14 protein-coding genes, 1 tRNA gene and 1 pseudogene are annotated in these 16429 nt (G+C 65.9%); 7 read left to right on the top strand and 9 right to left on the bottom strand.

Features of this window, described 5'->3' with window-relative positions; translation table 11 throughout:
* Positions 1–31 precede the first annotated feature (31 nt).
* On the bottom strand, positions 32–1018 hold the full coding sequence (locus tag AUL36_RS18275) for an alpha/beta hydrolase (RefSeq protein ID WP_062223036.1): 987 nt from the start codon (positions 1016–1018) through the stop codon (positions 32–34).
* Positions 1019–1712: 694 nt separating this feature from the next.
* Between AUL36_RS18275 and AUL36_RS18270 the strand changes: the two genes are divergently transcribed.
* From AUL36_RS18270 to AUL36_RS18255, 4 genes are all read left to right on the top strand, one after another.
* A complete protein-coding gene (locus AUL36_RS18270; protein ID WP_156418452.1) occupies positions 1713–2924 on the top strand; it encodes a hypothetical protein in 1212 nt (403 codons plus the stop codon).
* 91 nt (positions 2925–3015) lie between these two features.
* On the top strand, positions 3016–3213 hold the full coding sequence (locus AUL36_RS18265; protein WP_062222991.1) for a hypothetical protein: 198 nt from the start codon (positions 3016–3018) through the stop codon (positions 3211–3213).
* A 148-nt stretch (positions 3214–3361) separates the two neighbouring features.
* Positions 3362–3610 (top strand): hypothetical protein, encoded by a 249-nt coding sequence (locus AUL36_RS18260; protein ID WP_062222989.1) that lies wholly within the window; start codon positions 3362–3364, stop codon positions 3608–3610.
* Between the two features lie 467 nt (positions 3611–4077).
* On the top strand, positions 4078–5568 hold the full coding sequence (locus tag AUL36_RS18255) for an MDR family MFS transporter (RefSeq protein ID WP_062222987.1): 1491 nt from the start codon (positions 4078–4080) through the stop codon (positions 5566–5568).
* 206 nt (positions 5569–5774) lie between these two features.
* Here AUL36_RS18255 and AUL36_RS23385 read toward each other — a convergent pair.
* The 7 genes and pseudogenes from AUL36_RS23385 to AUL36_RS18215 all read right to left on the bottom strand — a co-directional run.
* A pseudogene (locus AUL36_RS23385) lies at positions 5775–6460 on the bottom strand (IS5 family transposase); the annotation flags it as partial.
* Positions 6461–6553: 93 nt separating this feature from the next.
* On the bottom strand, positions 6554–8056 hold the full coding sequence (locus AUL36_RS18240; RefSeq protein ID WP_062222985.1) for a tripartite tricarboxylate transporter permease: 1503 nt from the start codon (positions 8054–8056) through the stop codon (positions 6554–6556).
* 13 nt (positions 8057–8069) lie between these two features.
* Positions 8070–8615 carry a tripartite tricarboxylate transporter TctB family protein gene (locus tag AUL36_RS18235; RefSeq protein ID WP_062222983.1) on the bottom strand — a complete coding sequence of 182 codons (546 nt, stop codon included), beginning with the start codon at positions 8613–8615 and terminating at the stop codon, positions 8070–8072.
* A 77-nt stretch (positions 8616–8692) separates the two neighbouring features.
* A complete protein-coding gene (locus AUL36_RS18230; RefSeq protein ID WP_062222981.1) occupies positions 8693–9679 on the bottom strand; it encodes a Bug family tripartite tricarboxylate transporter substrate binding protein in 987 nt (328 codons plus the stop codon).
* Between the two features lie 48 nt (positions 9680–9727).
* Complete coding sequence (locus tag AUL36_RS18225) at positions 9728–11440, bottom strand: dihydroxyacetone kinase family protein (RefSeq protein ID WP_062222979.1); 1713 nt, start codon at positions 11438–11440, stop codon at positions 9728–9730.
* A complete protein-coding gene (locus AUL36_RS18220; RefSeq protein WP_062222977.1) occupies positions 11437–12390 on the bottom strand; it encodes a sugar phosphate isomerase/epimerase family protein in 954 nt (317 codons plus the stop codon). Before AUL36_RS18220 ends, AUL36_RS18225 begins: the two co-directional genes overlap by 4 nt.
* Before the next feature lie 37 nt (positions 12391–12427).
* Positions 12428–13465: a 4-hydroxythreonine-4-phosphate dehydrogenase PdxA gene (locus tag AUL36_RS18215; protein WP_058636364.1), complete on the bottom strand. Its 1038-nt coding sequence runs from the start codon at positions 13463–13465 to the stop codon at positions 12428–12430.
* Positions 13466–13679: 214 nt separating this feature from the next.
* On the opposite strand from AUL36_RS18215, the gene AUL36_RS18210 reads away from it, so the two are divergent.
* Together AUL36_RS18210 and AUL36_RS24950 are read left to right on the top strand one after the other, a co-directional pair.
* A complete protein-coding gene (locus tag AUL36_RS18210) occupies positions 13680–14324 on the top strand; it encodes a GntR family transcriptional regulator (protein ID WP_192843473.1) in 645 nt (214 codons plus the stop codon).
* A gap of 189 nt (positions 14325–14513) precedes the next feature.
* Entirely contained in the window at positions 14514–15248 is a 735-nt protein-coding gene (locus AUL36_RS24950; protein WP_306302841.1) for an HK97 family phage prohead protease, read from the top strand.
* Positions 15249–15689: 441 nt separating this feature from the next.
* On the opposite strand, the gene AUL36_RS18200 is transcribed toward AUL36_RS24950, so the two are convergent.
* Positions 15690–15779: transfer RNA gene (locus tag AUL36_RS18200), tRNA-Ser, on the bottom strand.
* Positions 15780–16090: 311 nt separating this feature from the next.
* Between AUL36_RS18200 and AUL36_RS18195 the strand changes: the two genes are divergently transcribed.
* A complete protein-coding gene (locus AUL36_RS18195; RefSeq protein WP_062222973.1) occupies positions 16091–16426 on the top strand; it encodes a hypothetical protein in 336 nt (111 codons plus the stop codon).
* The last annotated feature ends 3 nt before the right edge of the window (positions 16427–16429 follow it).

The raw sequence follows: 16429 nt of genomic DNA, 5'->3' as shown, positions 1-16429 counted from the left end.
TTCGAGAATGGGAGAGTTTCGAGAAGGCGCGTCACCTCCAGCGGGCGTCGATGAAGCGCGATACCTCCGCCGCCAAGTCTTGGTCCTCGGGTGTGTTCCCTTGGAAACCACCATGCGGCATAGCCTCGAAGACATGCAACTCGGCGTCCACCTTCGCCTGGCGCAACGCCCGGTGCATTCGTACCGCGTTGGACAGGAAAAGGTCACGCGTGCCCGATTGGAGGAATGTGGGCGGAAGACCTGAAAGATTTCCGAACAAGGGCGAGAGGTCGGGGTGGGACAGATCGGCGCCGCCGGCATACAACTCGTTGTTGCGCATCAGCGATCCGGGCAGCACCACATCGACCATCTGATTGACTTGGAAGCTGTCGCCGGACTCGGTCAGATCGACCTGTGGGGAGAGAAGGATCAGCCCTGCGGGCAGAGGCAGGCCTTCATCCTTGGCGCGCAGAAGCATCGCCGCCGCTATGTTGCCGCCCGCTGATCGGCCGCCGACGATGACGCGCGATGCTGCGTGCCGTTCCAACACATAGCGATACGCCGCGATGGCGTCGTCCACCGCCGCAGGGTACGGATGCTCGGGCGGCATCCTGTAATCGACACCGTAGCAAAGCGCCCCGTGCTGATCTGCCTGCATCCGCGCCTGCGCGCGGCATGCCTCTCCGCCGCCAAACACCAGTGCTCCGCCGTGGAAATCCACATAAGCGCAATCCGGCTTCAGCAGCGTTTCGGGCGTTGCCACGTGAAGAGTGGCGTCACCGGTTCGAACCGTCTGGACGTCTGCCCGCAGCGTGCCGGCGAGCCCTTTCACCGCCGCAGCATAGTGTCCATCCGCCGCTGCCTTGATCGTCATCCAGGCGGCATGATCGTCGGTTGGCGGCATCGTATGGAGCGCATTCAGCGGAACCCCATCGTCGTTTACCCCTCGCTCGAGATTGGCGCGGGCCTCCGGGCTGATAGACTGAGGAAAGGGGATCAAACGGGTTTGAACCCATACGCCCTTTTTGTGGTCGCTCATGTCGTTCCCATGCTTGTCGTGCTTGCCGGGTCGCAGGTCGGCCATAGCGGACGTTCGCATTGCCTGCGCATGACGTCTCCCACGCTCGCTTCCCCTTTTCCAGAACCGAATGGTAACCGGCAAACTGCAGCCCATCCGATGATCCGCGCTAGCTGTTCCATCCCAGACTTTGATCACCCACCGGAGGGCGCTCGCCTTGCGACGGGGCATAGTTGAGTCCCGAGCATCCCGCGAGTGACGACGGTCCGTCTCAACGTCTGCCTATGCAGCCGGTGCAAAGACGTCCTTCCTCATCAAGGCCGGCGGCCATAATGCGATGGCGAATAAGCATTTGTTCCTATTTATACGATTATAGGAAGATAATCCTTTTCAAATTCGCTTTTTGATGGCATCGTCCCTGGTGTGGATGGCGGGATGCGAAAGGAAGCGGGGATGACGAAGCCTCTGTTGAAGAAGCGATCGACCCGCTCCCCGGCGATAATCAGTCTCGTGGACTTGCTGTCTGTACACGGGCGACGACGCCACCATCCGACGTAGGTTGCTTTCCCAGCCAGGCGATTTGGCCACGGATAGAGCAACATCGTCGATGCCAAGACAGTCGTTTCAAAATGAGTTCTTCGACGCGCGACGTCGTCTGGATAGATCCTGACGGGATCTGAGCTGACGACACGTTCATTCAAAAGGAGATGAGAGCATGACTTGGAGAATGACGGACGGGCAGGATCATGGAGTCGTATCGGGCGCCAGCTCGGCGGCAAATCAGTCGGCGATGGTGTCCGCGCGTTCCGCTGCGGGCGGTCCGAACCGCCCGGTCTACCTTGGTCCTGGCGACTTCGGTGTCCAGCAGGTCAAGTCGATGTACGACCAGACCAATGCGGCGACCTATAACAATGCTCGTGGTATGGGGGTCTATATGGGCACCCAGTCGGCGCCGTCCGACACGTGGGATCCGATCATCTATGTCGAGAAGGTTTCCAGCGCCTCGCAGAATGCCGCGAGCGGCCGCATTTGGGATGCCGGCTGCGCTCATTTCGCGATGAGGAAGGTATCCGGCGACAGCTATACGGCCGTTGTCTCGGCCTATGGCCATCATGACGGCGGCAGCAACGATCTCGTCGGCATGCATTCGCGGGTGACAATCTCGACCAACAGCGCCGGGGGGCGCGGCTGGGCCTACTGGGGCCAGACGAACAATTACAACCAGACCCGCACGCCCTGGCACGTCATGGAATTGAACGGCCTCAACCAAGGCGTCGATCCCGGCTGGGATGGAGGTGCGCAGGCCCTTCGCATCAACATGACCGATACGTCCGCTGCTGGAAATCGCATGTCGACGGGCGTGTCGATCGGCAAGGCCGTGAATGGCGGCGACAACGGCTTCTATACCGGCTTGAACTTCGAGGCCGGTGCCATCGTCGGCCAGACGGCCGCCGCGACGGATGGTGAAGCCATCCGCATCCAGAGTTCGGACCTGCAGGATCGTTTGATCGGCGGCATCCGGCTGCGCAACGCGCCGGGCGCCTACGTGAACAACCGTTTCAAATACGGCCTGAAGGTGGACGAAGCGGCCTTCGAGGCGGATGCGGTCCTGTTCATGGGCTATGGACAGCGGCTCCAGTGGGGCGGTTACAACAATCCCCGCGCCGTGCAGGGCGTCAATGACGGCATCCAGATCGGTGTTTCGGGCAATGGCGTTCCGCTCCTGCTGTTCACGCAGGGCAGCGGCGCCTCGCAGGATGCCGTTCGCGTCAATGGCCAGCGTGTCTTGAGCCAGCGTCAGACCAACGTGCCCAAGATCAACGCCGGGTCGACCAACAACGACACGAAGAACAACGTCATCAACGCGATCATCACGGTTCTTCGCGCCCATGGCCTGATCGATCCGTCCGAGGCCTGGACGAACTAAGCCCTCGTTCTCCCGACGCGCGAACCCCGGGGCACATCGCAGGATGTGCCCCTCTCCCAAAATTGGTCGAATCCAGAGGATAGGAAAGCTCATGCTGAACAAGGACGCGGCCGCCGCAGCCCAGAAGTTTCTGGAGCGCGTCAATCTCGCAGGTGCTGAGGTTCCCGCCTATTGCGCCGTGATGAACGGTCTTCAACAGATCATCGACGCCGACGGCCCCCGCGTGACCACGATCTCGGACGCTGGCGAGACGCTCGAAACGTCGGAGCTTGGCGCGTCTCGCGTCTGACACGGTGCGAGAGGGGAAGAGCGGGGCCGCCACGAACGGCCCCGTTCTTCCGCCAAAGTCAGCCTCGGGAACACGCGCGCCGAGAACAGAAGGGAACGCTTTGGCGCTCCCGGCTCTTGGTCTTTCAAGGAAATGTCAGGAGCCGATCATGTCCGATACGAGAAAAAGTGACGATAGGCGCGAAGACGCGGACAAGCGCGAGGAAGCGGCGATCGCCGACGAGTTCGAAGGCCTCGACAATGATCTCGTCAATGTCGGCAAGTTCACCGACCCCGAGGCCGATCCGGGCAGCCCGGACACCCAGCAGGACCATGCCGAGAGGCCGAACGCGCCGAAGCCCTCGGATGTGGGGCAAGGCCCCGCGAGCGATAGTCTCGACACGATCCGCCGGCCGTGACACCGATGTTTCGAGGCACCCCTTGAAGGGGAGAGGTGTCTCAACCATTTTAGGATCAACGGCGCGTCCCGAAAGGTCGATGCGTTGTCAGGCCCCGTAGATCGTCCGACCACGGATGTACTGGCGAGGTGAAATGCAGGGCCGTTCTCCCCCGTGGAGACGCTGGAGCCGTTGGGTGAAATCCCCAGCGGCTTTTTCGTGTGCGCTGTTGGCTGAGCGCCGAGCGGCTCCATGAGCGGGATACGAGTGTTCCGTCTGCCAGGCGTGCCTCGCGCGAACGCACGGACGAGGGCCTGCAATCCGGCGCCTCGCTCGCGGCGAAAATCGTGCCCGCGAGGATTGTGAGCGAAAAGGGGCTGGTCAGGGACGGTGCGACGCCGTATGTCCGGCTTGCGATTTCCTTCGAAGGTGTCACGCCGTCTGGCGGCCCGGCTCATCGCCGCCCGTGAAGCGTTCGTCTCGATCCCATGTCGGTTTCCTCATCCAGCGTCGAGCGTCTCGACGCCGCGCCTGCCCGGCGCAATTTCCGCACCATCGCCCTGATCGTCGCCAGCGCCATGTTCATGGAGCAGCTCGACGCCACGATCCTCGCGACGGCTCTGCCCACGATGGCGCGCGATTTCGGCGTCGATGCGCCCTCCATGAGCATTGCGCTCACCTCCTATCTCATCAGCCTCGCGGTGTTCATTCCCGTCAGCGGCGTGGTGGCCGATCGCTGGGGCTCGCGCACCGTGTTTCGCGCCGCCATCGGCGTCTTCGTGCTCGGCTCTGTCCTGTGCGCGCAGGCGCCCTCGCTGACATTCCTTGTCTTCGCCCGGCTGCTGCAAGGTCTCGGCGGGGCCATGATGATGCCGGTCGGGCGGCTCGTGCTTCTGCGCTCGGTGGAGCGACGCGATCTCGTCTCGGCCATGTCCTGGCTGCTCGTGCCCGCCCTGATCGGTCCCATTCTCGGGCCGCCCGTCGGTGGTCTCATCGTCACCTATGCCGACTGGCGCTGGATCTTCTACATCAACCTGCCGATCGGGTTTCTCGGCATGGTTCTCGTCAGTCTCTTCATCGAGGAGACCAAGGGCGAGCGCACCGGGCCGTTCGACGCGCTCGGCATGGTCCTGTCCGGCATTTCGCTGGGCTCGCTCCTGTTCGGCTTCGAGAGCGCCAGCCGCGCCGACGAGGGCTGGATGGCCGCCTCGCTGATCGCCGTCGGCGTCGTTGCCGGTGTGCTCTATCTGCGCCATGCCAAGACCCATCCCGCACCGCTCCTCGATCCGCGTCTGATGCGCGTGCCCTCCTTCGGCACCTCGGTCATCGCAGGGTCGCTGACGCGCATCACGCAAGGGGCGCATCCCTTCCTCCTGCCCTTGATGATGCAGCTCGGCTTCGGCCTGTCGGCGGCGACGAGCGGCCTCGTCACGATCGCGACCGCCATCGGCTCGCTGATGATGAAGGCCGTCGCGCCGAAGGTCCTGCGCCGCTTCGGCTTTCGCACGGCGCTGGCGGCCAATGGCATCGTCGCGGCGCTGCTCTACGGCACCTGCGCCTTTTTCCGGCCGGATTGGCCGCTGCCCATGATCTTCGGCGTGCTGGTCTGCTGCGGCTTCTCCATGTCCTTCCAGTTCACCGCCTACAACACCGTGGCCTATGACCGGATCGCGCCTGCGCAGATGAGCTCGGCGACGAGCTTCTACACGACCTTCCAGCAGCTCATGCTCTCGCTCGGCATCTGCGTGGCGGCGCTGGCGCTGCATGGCTCGATGGGCCTGCGCCAGCACGAGACGCCCGAACTCTCCGACTTCTCGGCGGCTTTCGCCGTGGTGGTGGTGATCTCGCTGGCGGCGACGATCTGGAACCTGCGCTTTGCGGCCGATGCCGGGCGCGAGATCAGCGGCCACGGGCGCGTGGCGGAAACCGTCAAGCGCCCTGCCGCCGAGGCCACCGACGCGCTCGAACATTCGCGCTGACAAAAGGCCGGGCCTGTCGCGTCGGCCCGGCCATGGCTTCGGCCAGGCCGCGCGGCTCAACATGAGGGCGATGTGCGCGGCATAGGGCAGAACCAGAAGACCCGAAAGCTCCCATGACAACAGGGGCAAGGTCTGGCGCAGAACAAGCGCCAGCAACAAAGCAAAGCGTGTCGCACAACAGCCAAGTTAGGTAGGGGACTCATAGCTTAGAACCGGAAGAGTAGGGTGGCAGCCAGCGCGATGACTGAGAAGAAGACGGGCGGACAGCGATCGTAGCGGGTTGCAACGCGCCGCCAGTCCTTCAGTCTCCCGAACATGCTCTCGATGCGGTTGCGTCTGATGTAGCGGCGTTTGTCATAGCCCACCGGCGCGTTGCGCGACGTGCGCCCTAGGATACAGGGCTTGATGCTCTTCGCCGCCAGAGCGTCCGGGAACCAGTCAGCATCATAGCCGCGATCACCCAGCAGCCATTGCCTCGGGCAGATCGTCAAGCAAGGCTGCCGGGCCGGTATCGTCGCTGACGTGTCCAGCGGTCAAGAAGGAGCTGAGCGGGCGACCGTTCGCATCGGCGACAGCATGGAGCTTGGTGTTCATGCCGCCTTATGTCCGACCGATCAGGTGACCGAGACCTCTTTTTTGAGCGCAGGGCTCGACGCCGCACGATGGGCCTTCAGGTCGGTGCGTCGATCATGATGGTCCTGGGATCGGCGCCGACTGCGGCCAGACCTTCCATCATTCGGACGAAGACACCTTCTTCGCCTCAACGCTTCCAAGGGTTGTGGAGCGTCTTTGCGGGCTCATAGTCCTTGGGCGTGTCACGCCAGCGCAGACCGTTGCGGTTGGCGAAGATGATGCCGCCGGGAACCCGCTGGTCGTCCACCCGTGGCCTGCCGCAGAGCGTCCTGCCAGATTGCGACCCAATTCGACGGAAAGGGGCGCGGGATCATCTCCCGCGCCCCTTGCACATGACAGTCGCCGTGCCCCCTCAAGCGGCCTGTGCCGGTCTGACCAGCTGCATCGCCTTTGAGATCAGCGGCCAGGCCAGAAGCAGGAGGGCCAGCGCCATCAGCGTGCTGACGAGCCCGTTGGACCAGAAGATCGACAGCGACCCGCCGGAATAGAGCATCGACTGGCGGAACGCGTCCTCGGCCTTGTCGCCCAGCACCATGGCGAGCACCAGCGGGGCGATCGGGTAGTCCAGCCGCTTGAAGACATAGCCGACGATGCCGAAGGCGACCGCCATCATCACGTCGAACTCGGCGTTCGCCACCGTATAGGCGCCGATCAGGCAGACCACGATGATGATCGGGCCGATGATGCCGAAGGGAATGCGCAGGATCGAGGCGAAGAGCGGCACGGTGGCGAGCACCAGCACCACGGCGATCACGTTGGAGAGATACATCGAGGCGATGAGGCCCCAGACGAAATCGGGCTGCTCGACGAAGAGGAGCGGGCCGGGCTGGAGGCCCCAGATCATCAGGCCACCCATCATCACCGCCGCCGTCGCCGAGCCCGGCACGCCGAGCGCGAGCATGGGCAGGAGCGCCGAGGTGCCGGCCGAATGGTCGGCGACCTCAGGCGCGATGACGCCTTCGGGTTCGCCCTTGCCGAAGTTCCTGCCGTATTTTCCGAAGCGGCGGCCGAGGCCGTAGCTCATGAAGGAGGCCGCCGTCGGCCCGCCCGGCGTGATGCCCATCCAGACGCCGACGAGCGCCGAGCGCACGAAGGTCACCCAATAATGCGGCAGGCGGGCGAGCGCCTTGAAGATCTCGCGCACCTCGATCTTCGAGGAGACGCCCTTGAACTTCAGCTCCTCCTGGACGGTGAGGAGCAACTCGCCGATGCCGAAGAGGCCGATCACGGCGACGAGGAAGGAGATGCCGCGCAGGAGGTCCGGCCAGCCGAAGGTGAGGCGGAGTTCACCCGACACGGTGTCCATGCCGACCGTGGCGAAGGCGAGGCCCGCGAGCAGCGACACCGCCGCCTTCATCGGATCGCCGCCGCCGAGCCCGATGAAGGAGCAGAAGGCGAGAAGGTAGATCGCGAAGAATTCGGGGCTGGAGAACTGAAGCGCGAACTGCGCGATCCAACCGGCGAGAAGCGTGATGACGACGACGCCCGTCAGCGCGCCGATGCCCGCCGAGAAGAAGGCCGTCGAGAGCGCTTCCGTCGCGCGGCCCTGCTTGGCCATCGGATAGCCGTCGAAGGTGGTGGCGACCGACGAGGGCTCGCCGGGAATGTTGAAGAGGATCGAGGTGGTGGAGCCGCCGAACAGCGCGCCCCAGTACATCGACGAGAGGAGGATGATCGCCGAGACCGGCTCCATCGTGAAGGTGAGCGGCAGGAGCAGCGTCACGCCGTTCGGCGCGCCGAGGCCCGGCAGCACGCCGACCAGAATTCCGAGCAGGACGCCCATGACGATGAGGGCGACATGGTAGAAGGAGAAGGCGACGGAGAAGCCGTGCAGGAGATTGGCGATATCGGCCATGGCGAGCGCCTCCTCAGTAGATGCCGAGCAAGGGCATGACGACGCCCTTGGCCAGCGGCACCTGGAACCAGAATTCGAATGTGACGAAGAACACGGCCATGGTGGCGACCGAGATCAGCGTGGCCTTCGCGGCGCCGACCTTGCCGAGCGTCATCATGGAGAAGACGAGGAAGAGCGCGCCGGAGAGATAGATGCCGAGCCAGGGGATCAGCGCGGCCGAGACAGCCGTCGGCACGAAAACCGATGCGATGCGCCCGAGCGCACCGTCTTCCAGAAACCGCTCGTCGAGGCCCGTGGGCTCGTGCAGCGCGGCGGCTGCACCGGCTGCCTGGGCTTCCAGATTGGCGGGCGCGCGGCGGCGGCCCGTCAGGCCGTATTTGACGGCGATGACGAGGCCGAGGATCGCGAGGATCACGCCGATGCGGAACGGGAAATAGCCGGCCGACGGTCCGAAATCCGTCCAGCCGATGCCGTTCTCCAGGCTGCCATAGGCCGTGACGAGCCCGAGAAGCACCGCCGACAAGCCGGTCCCCACTTCGATATGACGGCGTGTGACCATCGCGCGTCCTCCCTTGCGATGTCCGCTTCAAAAGTCGGGGCGGCCGATCGCGACCGCCCCGGTTGTCGATCGGTCGCTCAGTTGACGAGCCAGCCGTCCGCTTCGAACTGCTTGCGCGAGCGCTCGACATCGGTGGCGATGTAGGACTTGAACTCGTCGCCGGTCATGAAGCGAGCGGTCTGCGAGGTGTTCTTGAGATAGGCCTTGAACTCCGGCGTGTCGGAGACCTTCTTCAGGAGATCGGTGTACCAGGCGACCGCCTCAGTGGGTACGCCGGCGGGCGCGAAGACCGTGCGGGGCATCTGGTAGGCATCCACCTGCAGGCCCTGCTCGCGGCAGGTCGGGATGTCGTTCCAGGACATCGTGTCCGTCACCTTGGTCGTGTCGGCCATGCGTTGGTCCGACATGACGCAAAGCGGCTTCGCCTGACCCGCGCGCCACTGGCCGACATTCTCGGCCGGGTTGTTGGTGTTGCCGTCGATATGATTGCCCGCGAGCTGCACGGCGGCTTCCGAGCCCGACTTGAACGGGATGTAGAGGAACTTCGCACCCGTTGCGGCCTCGATGCGGCGCACCAGCGTCTGATCGACGTCCTTGGACTGCGAGCCGCCGAAGCGGATCTTGCCGGGCGTCGCCTTGCCGGCCTCAACGAGATCGGTGATCGTGTTGTAGGGGCTGTTCGCCTGCACCCAGACCACGAACTCGTCCACCGCCAAGGTCGCGATCGGCGTCAGGTCCTCGGACTTGTAGCCGAGGCGCGTGACGAGCGGCAGCTGCCACTCGTTGGAGGTGCCGAGGATGAGCTTGTGCTCGTCGCCCTTGGAGCCGGCGCCGTAGATGAACGCTTCGGCGCCCGAGCCGCCGCCCTTGTTGGAGACGACGACATTGGTGGGCGACAGGTTCTCCTTGGCGATCGCCGCCTGGATCTGGCGCGCGAACTGGTCGGTGCCCCCGCCCGCACCGCCCGCCGCGATGAACTCGACGGGCTTGGTCGGCGCCCACTGCGCCATGGCGGGCGCGGCAAGGGCGAGGGTGACGAGTGCGGTGGTCGCGAAAAGCTTCATGGATCATGCCTCCCAGACGGATCGTTGAAGTGAAGAAGGGAAGGCCGGCTATCCGGCCTTGAGAACGTCGCCCACTGTGCGGGCGCAGAGCGCGAGCGAGACCGCGCCGGCATCGGGATGCCCGATGCTTTTGGCCGCGAGCGGCCGGGCGCGCCCGAGCCGGGGCGTGAGCTTGGCAGTCTCCTCGGCGGCGCGCGTGGCGGCCTCGGCGGCCGTGCTCCAGGCGTCGCGCAGCCCGGCACCGCGCGTCACCTCGGCCTCCAGCGTCTCGACGAAGGGCACGAGCGCATCCACCAGCGTCTTGTCGCCGGGCTTGGCCCGCCCGAGCGTCATCACCGCCTCGCGGGCCGCGATCATGCCGCGCGATGCGGCAGCCGCATCGACACCCGCCTCGTCGCCCAGCGCCGTGCCGAAGCCGCGCAGGAGAAGCCCCCAGATCGCCCCGGACGTGCCGCCCGCCGTGTCGGCCCAGCGGTCGCCGGCATGGGCGAGCAGCGAGCCCGCCCCAGCCCCGGCGGCGAGGGCCTTGCGCGCGCCCTCAGCGGCGGCAAACGAGCCGCGCCGCATGCCCTGCCCATGGTCACCGTCGCCGGCCACGGCATCGATGCGGCCGAGTTCCTCCTCGGCGTCGGCCAGCACGGCGGCCAGCCGCTCGACGATCGCACAGGCGCGGCGAGCGCTTTCGCGCGAGGCGTCCGAAGCGGGCGGAAACCGCGGCGCCTCCGCGTCCGGCTCGACCGGCTTTCCAGCCACGGCGCGCGGTTCGACATGGCCGCGCCGGAAGGCCGCGCCATGAGCCGGGGCGAGCCATAGCGGCTCCAGCTCGTCGTCGAGCCAGGTGATCGTCAGCGAGCAGCCGGCCATGTCGAGCGAGGTGACGAATTCGCCGACCTCGGGCTGCACGAGCGTCAGGCCCGCGCCGCGCAGGCGACGAGCGACATGCGTCCAGAGAACGAACAGCTCCTCGTATTTCGTCGCGCCCAGCCCGTTGAGGAGCATGGCCGCCCGCCCGCTCGCGCCTTCGGGCCGCTCGGCGAGCAGCGGCTCGACCAGGAGGTTGGCCAGATCCTTGGCCAGCATCGCCGTCTCGTCGCGGATGCCCGGCTCGCCATGGATGCCGAGGCCGACCGCGACCATGCCCTTCTCCACCGTGAAGAGGGGAGCGCTCGCGCCCGGCAGCGTGCAGCCGGAAAAGGCGATGCCGAAGGACTGGGTGCGCGCGTTGGCGAGCTGTGCCAGCCGCTCCACCTCGTCCAGCGAGAGGCCGGCTTCCGCCGCCGCGCCCGCAATCTTGAACACGGGCACGTCGCCCGCGACGCCCCGGCGCAGAGCCGGCGTCTCCTTCGGGGCGCTCGCTACATCGTCGGTGACGGCGATGACGCGCACGTCGATGCCCTCGTCACGCAGGCGGGTCGCCGCCGCGCCGAAATTGAGAACGTCGCCGGCATAATTGCCGAAGCCGAGGACGATGCCGCCGCCGCGATGGGCTTGCCGACAGATGCGAGCGACCGATTCCGTCGAGGGCGAGGCGAAGACGTCGCCTGCCACCGTCGCGTCCGCCAGCCCGACGCCGACATAGCCGCCGAAGGCGGGATAATGGCCCGAGCCGCCGCCGATCACGAGGGCGACCTTGCCTTGCGGCGTCTCGGTCGCCCGCACCGCGCCGCCCCGCACGGGGTGCACCAGATGAGAATGGATGTCGCAGAAGCCTTCGAGGGCGCTCGAAGCAAAGCGTTCGGGTTCGTCGTGGATCAGAGTCATGCCGTGGTTTCCGGTCGCGGAAGGATGCGGCGAAGATAATCGCGATTGGTGGCGCTGATCGACAGGCCGTCGCCGCCGTAGTGCTCGACCAGGAAGGGCGAGCGGAAGCCGTGCGCCAGAGCCATGCGGATGGCGGTGCGGTAATTGATCGTGCCGAATTCGAGCGGTGCCGGCGCGGTCATGACCGCGCCCGTCGTCTCGTCCTCGATGCGCGTGTAGTTCTTGACGTGCCAGAAGCCGGCGAAGGGCGCGATCTTCTCCATCATCGCCTGCCAGGGCTCGACCGGGCGATGGAGGCGGATGAGGTTGCCGATGTCGGCATTGATCTTCACGTTCGGCAGATCGACGTCGGTCACCAAGCGCACCGCGCCGTCGGCGGTCCCGATCAACGTGTCCTCGTACATTTCCAGCGAAATTTCGAGCCCGAGGTCGCTCGCGTGGCGGCCGAGATCGCGCAGGCGCGAGACCGCCAGCGCCCAGGTGTCCGGGTCGGTCGGATTGCGCTCGCCCTGCACGGTCCAGAACCAGAGCGCCTTTTTCTGCGCGTCGTTGAGCGGACCGAAGAACCCGAAGGAGACGGCGCTCGCCCCGACCTTGGCCGCCGTGTCGAGGACGCGGTGCCCATAGGCGACATGCGCCTCGCCCAGAGCCGGATCGATCAGGTTCTTGCGCGCGGTCGAGATCGCAGGGATCGTCAGCCCATGCGAGGCGACGACGCCCATGAACTCGGCGAGACGCGAGGGTTCGAGGTCGGCGATGCGCAGCCAGCCGTCCGTCGGGTCGAGTTCGGTGAAGCCCGCATCCGCGACGTCGGCGAGCGTCGCCGACCATTCCTCCGCCGACTGGTCCTGCGTGGACCGGCCGTCCGGCAGGGTGCCGGGATACTGGATCATCGCGGCCGCGATCGGCCAGTTGGTTCGATCGAACTTGCGCCCGTTTGCCTCTGACATGCGGTTTCTCTCCCCCCGCCTGTTCGGAACGTTTCGCCTATTCGGCAGCGGCGGCCAGCGCGCGGCGCTGGTTGGCCATGCGTACCGCCAGGCGGAAAGCCTCGCGCGTCGCGCCCAGATCGGCCTTGCCCTTGCCGGCGATGTCGTAGGCCGTGCCGTGGGCGGGGGTGCAGAGCGGGAACGGCAGGCCGCCCATCATGGTCACGCCCTTGTCGAAGCCCATCAGCTTCATCGCGATCTGGCCCTGATCGTGATACATGGTGAGCACCGCGTGCCAGCCTTCCTTCAGGGCGCGCAGGAACACGGTGTCGGCCGGGAACGGCCCGTCCACCTCGTAGCCGGCCTCCTTCGCGGCGCGCACGGCGGGCTCGATGATCTCGATCTCCTCCATGCCGAAAGCGCCGCCGTCGCCGGCATGCGGGTTCAACCCGTTGATCGCGATGCGCGGGCGTGTGACGCCGGATTGCTTGAGGCAGTCGTGGGTGAGCTTCACCTCGGCCAGGATCGCCTCAACCGACAGGTGGTCCGACACCTCCTTCAGGGGGATGTGCGAGGTGACGCGCGCGTTCCAGACCTTCTCTAGAACGTTGAACTCGCGCACCTTGCCTGAAAAGCCCGTGACGTCGACCACGAAGCGGATCTCGTCGTCGTAGCCGGGATAGGCGAAGCGCATCGCCTGCTTGTTGAAAGGCGTGAAGATCACGGCGTCGGCTTGGCCGGCATGGGCCATTTCCAGCGCGCGGCGGAAATTGGTGGTGGCGAAGGTGCCGCCCTCCAGCGTCGCCTCGCCCCGGCGCACGTCCTCGACCGCCAGATTCTTCAGATCGACCATGACGGGCCGCGAGCCGTCGCCGATCGATGTGGCGTCGGCGGCCTCGCCGAGATCGAGCGTCACGCCGGCCTCACTCGCGCCGCGATGGAGAATGCGGCGGTCGCCGAAGACCACGACGCGCGCGCGCTCGTTGGTCTCGGGATCGGCCAGCAGCATGGCGGTGAGTTCCGGGCTGATGCCGGCGGGGTCGCCCATGGCGAGGGCCACGATCGGACGCTCGGTGCCGTTGGTCGCAAAAGCCATTCCCAGTCCTCCCGTATGAAGCGTGGCGCTATCGCTAACCCATCTGAACACACGCATCAAGCCTTTTGTATTCTGCATACATAATTCCGGTTTGACGGTGTCGTGCGTTTGTGGTGATTGACGGATGAGAAGGCGCAGGCGTCTGCCGCAGGGAGGAACGATGAGCGAAACGGTGTCGGCACCGCGCCCGAGCGACGGCGCGGCCGGTTCGGACATGGGGCGCATCTCACGCACCTCGCTGCACGACACGATCGTCGGGCGGTTGCGCGACATGATCATCGAAGGCGCGCTGGAGCCCGGCACCCGGTTGCACGAGGGCCAGCTCGGCGAACAGCTCGGGGTGTCGCGCACGCCTTTGCGCGAGGCGATCAAGTATCTGGCGAGCGAAGGGCTGGTGGAGCTGATCCCCAGTCGCGGCGCCACCGTGCGGCGCTTCGACCGCAAGGACGTCCACGACATGCTGGTCGTGATCCGCGAGTTGGAGCACCTCGCCGGCCGCCTCGCCTGCGAGGCCGGCACGGACGCGGGCATCGCCGCCGTCCGACGCGCGCACGACGCCATGATGGAGCGATATCGGGCCGGCGACCGGCTGGCCTATTACAAGCTCAACCAGGAGATCCACACGCGGATCGTCGAACTCAGCGGCAATTCGGCTCTCGCCCATGTCCATGCCGGGTTGCAGATGCGACTGAAGCGCGTGCGTTTCATCGCGCATGAGGGTGCGGAAAAATGGGCGGCGGCCGTTGCCGAGCATGAAGAGATGATCGTGGCCCTGGAAAAGCGCGACGGTCCCGCGCTCGCCGAAATCCTCACCCGCCATCTTTCCCATGCGTGGGAGAGAGTGGAGAACATGTTGTAGGCGGATCGGCGCTCCACGAAGGGTCTGTTTCGAATAGCCAATTGGATCGTCGTGATCGGGATTTCCCCATCCGGCGTGTTGGGTCAAGCGCTTCTGAGCTGAGGTCTCGCTCTGGTTGACCCGTGGCCCTTGGCTGTCACGCCTCTCTTCGGGATCGACCCGATCGGGCCTTCCCATGATGGGATCGAAATGAGCGAGGCCGCTCGATCTGTGGCACGCCCTAGCCGTGCCACGGGGCAGACCCGAGACCATAAGCGAGCTTACCTCGCCCCCTTCCGCAAGGGACATGTCTGCGCCAGAACGGATCCGCGAATGATCGGCTGTTCCCGAAGGTTTGCCTGCTTCAGCACCGCCGGATGCCGTTGCCCCTTGGGCATTGGAACTTCTTCCGTCTTCAGGCGCGGGCTTCCAGCATGGGGCCGATCAAGCGTCCTCATCCATGCCGTCCTCGACGCGGACGGCGTGGTCCGCGAACCGAAGGCTTTCGCACACGCGGAAAATTGCAGATGGATGCGGCGACGTTCGAACGTCGAGCCGTGCCGGTCGAAGTCCGGGCGCGGGCGGCAGCTGGAGGGCTACGCCGCATCCTTCGGGATCGAGGCCCGTATCGGCAAGCGCGTCTCGCAGACGATCCGGGCGGGCGCTTTCGCCGCTTCGCTGCGGTCCGGCCGCGACATGCTCGCCCTGATCGATCATGACCCCGGCCGGGTTCCTGGCCGCACCCGAAGCGGGAGGCTTGGTCTTTCGGGAGATGCGCGTGGCCGGACGTTCTGGCGCTGGCCGGGCGGGGTGATCTCGGCGGCAGGTCCTTCCGCTTCGACGCAATGGACGAGCACTGCACCGGCGACAGGCGCGAGCTGTGCGCCATTGAGCTGCATGAGGTTTCGATCGTCCTCGCGTGGCCGGGTTGCGAGGAGGCGGTGATCACGGCGCTCGCCTGCATCCGCCTCATTGCTGAAACCCTGGCGGCCATGCCGCTCAAGCCGCACCGCTTCAGCGAGGGAGGGGATCGCGCCCGCCACGCACCATGCTCTCTGTCCGGTGCTCCAAGGCGAGATGCGGCTCGGCCTGACCTCCTTCGCCAAGCGCGAATGGAGGATCGCCAGCCTTCTGCACCATCTCGAACAAGGACAGCGAGCGTCTGAACGGCCGGAAAGATTTCCGGTCTCGTCATCTCTCGCACTTTCGGCCTCCCGCCCTCCGCGATCGGCATCACCGATAACGCGACCTATCCGAACAAGGGCGAGGAAGGCCGCGCCCTGACCGCTCACGGGGCAGGACCGCAAGCCGAAGTGTCTCACTCAACTGGCGAGTTGGACGAAAACGCCCGTAACCCATTGAAATCTAGGGGACAGAAAATAAGCATGGCGGAGGGAGCGGGATTCGAACCCGCGATACGGTTTCCCGTATACACACTTTCCAGGCGTGCGCCTTCAACCACTCGGCCACCCCTCCAGACCGGATCGAAGCCTGCCGCCTGCGGGCGGAGCCGGCGTTTGGGGCGCCGCGATCGATCCGATGGCGCGCAGTATCATCGGGGCGGGACGCTCGCAAGGGCTTTTGTGAAAAGCCTGCGACGGTGCCGGCTTCGCGCAAGCTTCGGCGATCGAGCTTGAGAGGCGGGACGCGGCTCCGCGCCATTGCGCGACGAGGGGGTGCGTCCCATATCTCGGAGAAACGAGGCAAAGCTTGGCGGTCTTCGCCCTCGGGTCGGTTCCGTCGAACGGCAAGAGGCGGAGCGCGGGCTGCGAGGGGAGGTCGGGTCCATGCGGTTTCTGGCTTGGTGCCTGCGAACGCTCGGGGTGCTGGTTCTGGCGGCCGGCGCGGTTCTGGCCGTGGGGGATGTCGCGCGCTCGCTGGCGTCCAGCAATGTGCGCCTTCTCTCGATCTCCGAGACCGTGGCGTTGACGGGCCTGAACGGGGCGGCGGCGGAGCAGCCGACGGCCGATCCCGTGTTCACCGGGGGAGACCGAGGACGTCTTGTCGCGGAGCTTGGCCGTCAGCCCGCCTCGATCGTTCTGGGTCTTGTTGGAATTGCCTTCATCGCCGCCGGAAGCGCGCCCCGCGCGCGCCGGCCGGGCGAGCCACCACGAAAGGTCTAACGA

The sequence above is a fragment of the Aureimonas sp. D3 genome, assembly GCF_001463805.1.
GTDB lineage: Bacteria > Pseudomonadota > Alphaproteobacteria > Rhizobiales > Rhizobiaceae > Aureimonas > Aureimonas ureilytica_A.
This window is presented reverse-complemented; position numbering and strand designations above follow the sequence as displayed.

Excerpts from the sequence above, each read along its gene's own strand:
- AUL36_RS18255 (WP_062222987.1), top strand. The coding sequence starts at position 4,078 with ATGTCGGTTTCCTCATCCAGCGTCGAGCGTCTCGACGCCGCGCCTGCC.
- AUL36_RS18275 (WP_062223036.1), bottom strand. The coding sequence starts at position 1,018 with ATGAGCGACCACAAAAAGGGCGTATGGGTTCAAACCCGTTTGATCCCC.
- AUL36_RS24950 (WP_306302841.1), top strand. The coding sequence starts at position 14,514 with ATGAGCGAGGCCGCTCGATCTGTGGCACGCCCTAGCCGTGCCACGGGG.
- AUL36_RS18220 (WP_062222977.1), bottom strand. The coding sequence starts at position 12,390 with ATGTCAGAGGCAAACGGGCGCAAGTTCGATCGAACCAACTGGCCGATC.
- AUL36_RS18240 (WP_062222985.1), bottom strand. The coding sequence starts at position 8,056 with ATGGCCGATATCGCCAATCTCCTGCACGGCTTCTCCGTCGCCTTCTCC.
- AUL36_RS18260 (WP_062222989.1), top strand. The coding sequence starts at position 3,362 with ATGTCCGATACGAGAAAAAGTGACGATAGGCGCGAAGACGCGGACAAG.
- AUL36_RS18225 (WP_062222979.1), bottom strand. The coding sequence starts at position 11,440 with ATGACTCTGATCCACGACGAACCCGAACGCTTTGCTTCGAGCGCCCTC.
- AUL36_RS18265 (WP_062222991.1), top strand. The coding sequence starts at position 3,016 with ATGCTGAACAAGGACGCGGCCGCCGCAGCCCAGAAGTTTCTGGAGCGC.
- AUL36_RS18215 (WP_058636364.1), bottom strand. The coding sequence starts at position 13,465 with ATGGCTTTTGCGACCAACGGCACCGAGCGTCCGATCGTGGCCCTCGCC.
- AUL36_RS18210 (WP_192843473.1), top strand. The coding sequence starts at position 13,680 with ATGGGGCGCATCTCACGCACCTCGCTGCACGACACGATCGTCGGGCGG.
- AUL36_RS18270 (WP_156418452.1), top strand. The coding sequence starts at position 1,713 with ATGACTTGGAGAATGACGGACGGGCAGGATCATGGAGTCGTATCGGGC.
- AUL36_RS18230 (WP_062222981.1), bottom strand. The coding sequence starts at position 9,679 with ATGAAGCTTTTCGCGACCACCGCACTCGTCACCCTCGCCCTTGCCGCG.
- AUL36_RS18235 (WP_062222983.1), bottom strand. The coding sequence starts at position 8,615 with ATGGTCACACGCCGTCATATCGAAGTGGGGACCGGCTTGTCGGCGGTG.
- AUL36_RS18195 (WP_062222973.1), top strand. The coding sequence starts at position 16,091 with ATGCGGTTTCTGGCTTGGTGCCTGCGAACGCTCGGGGTGCTGGTTCTG.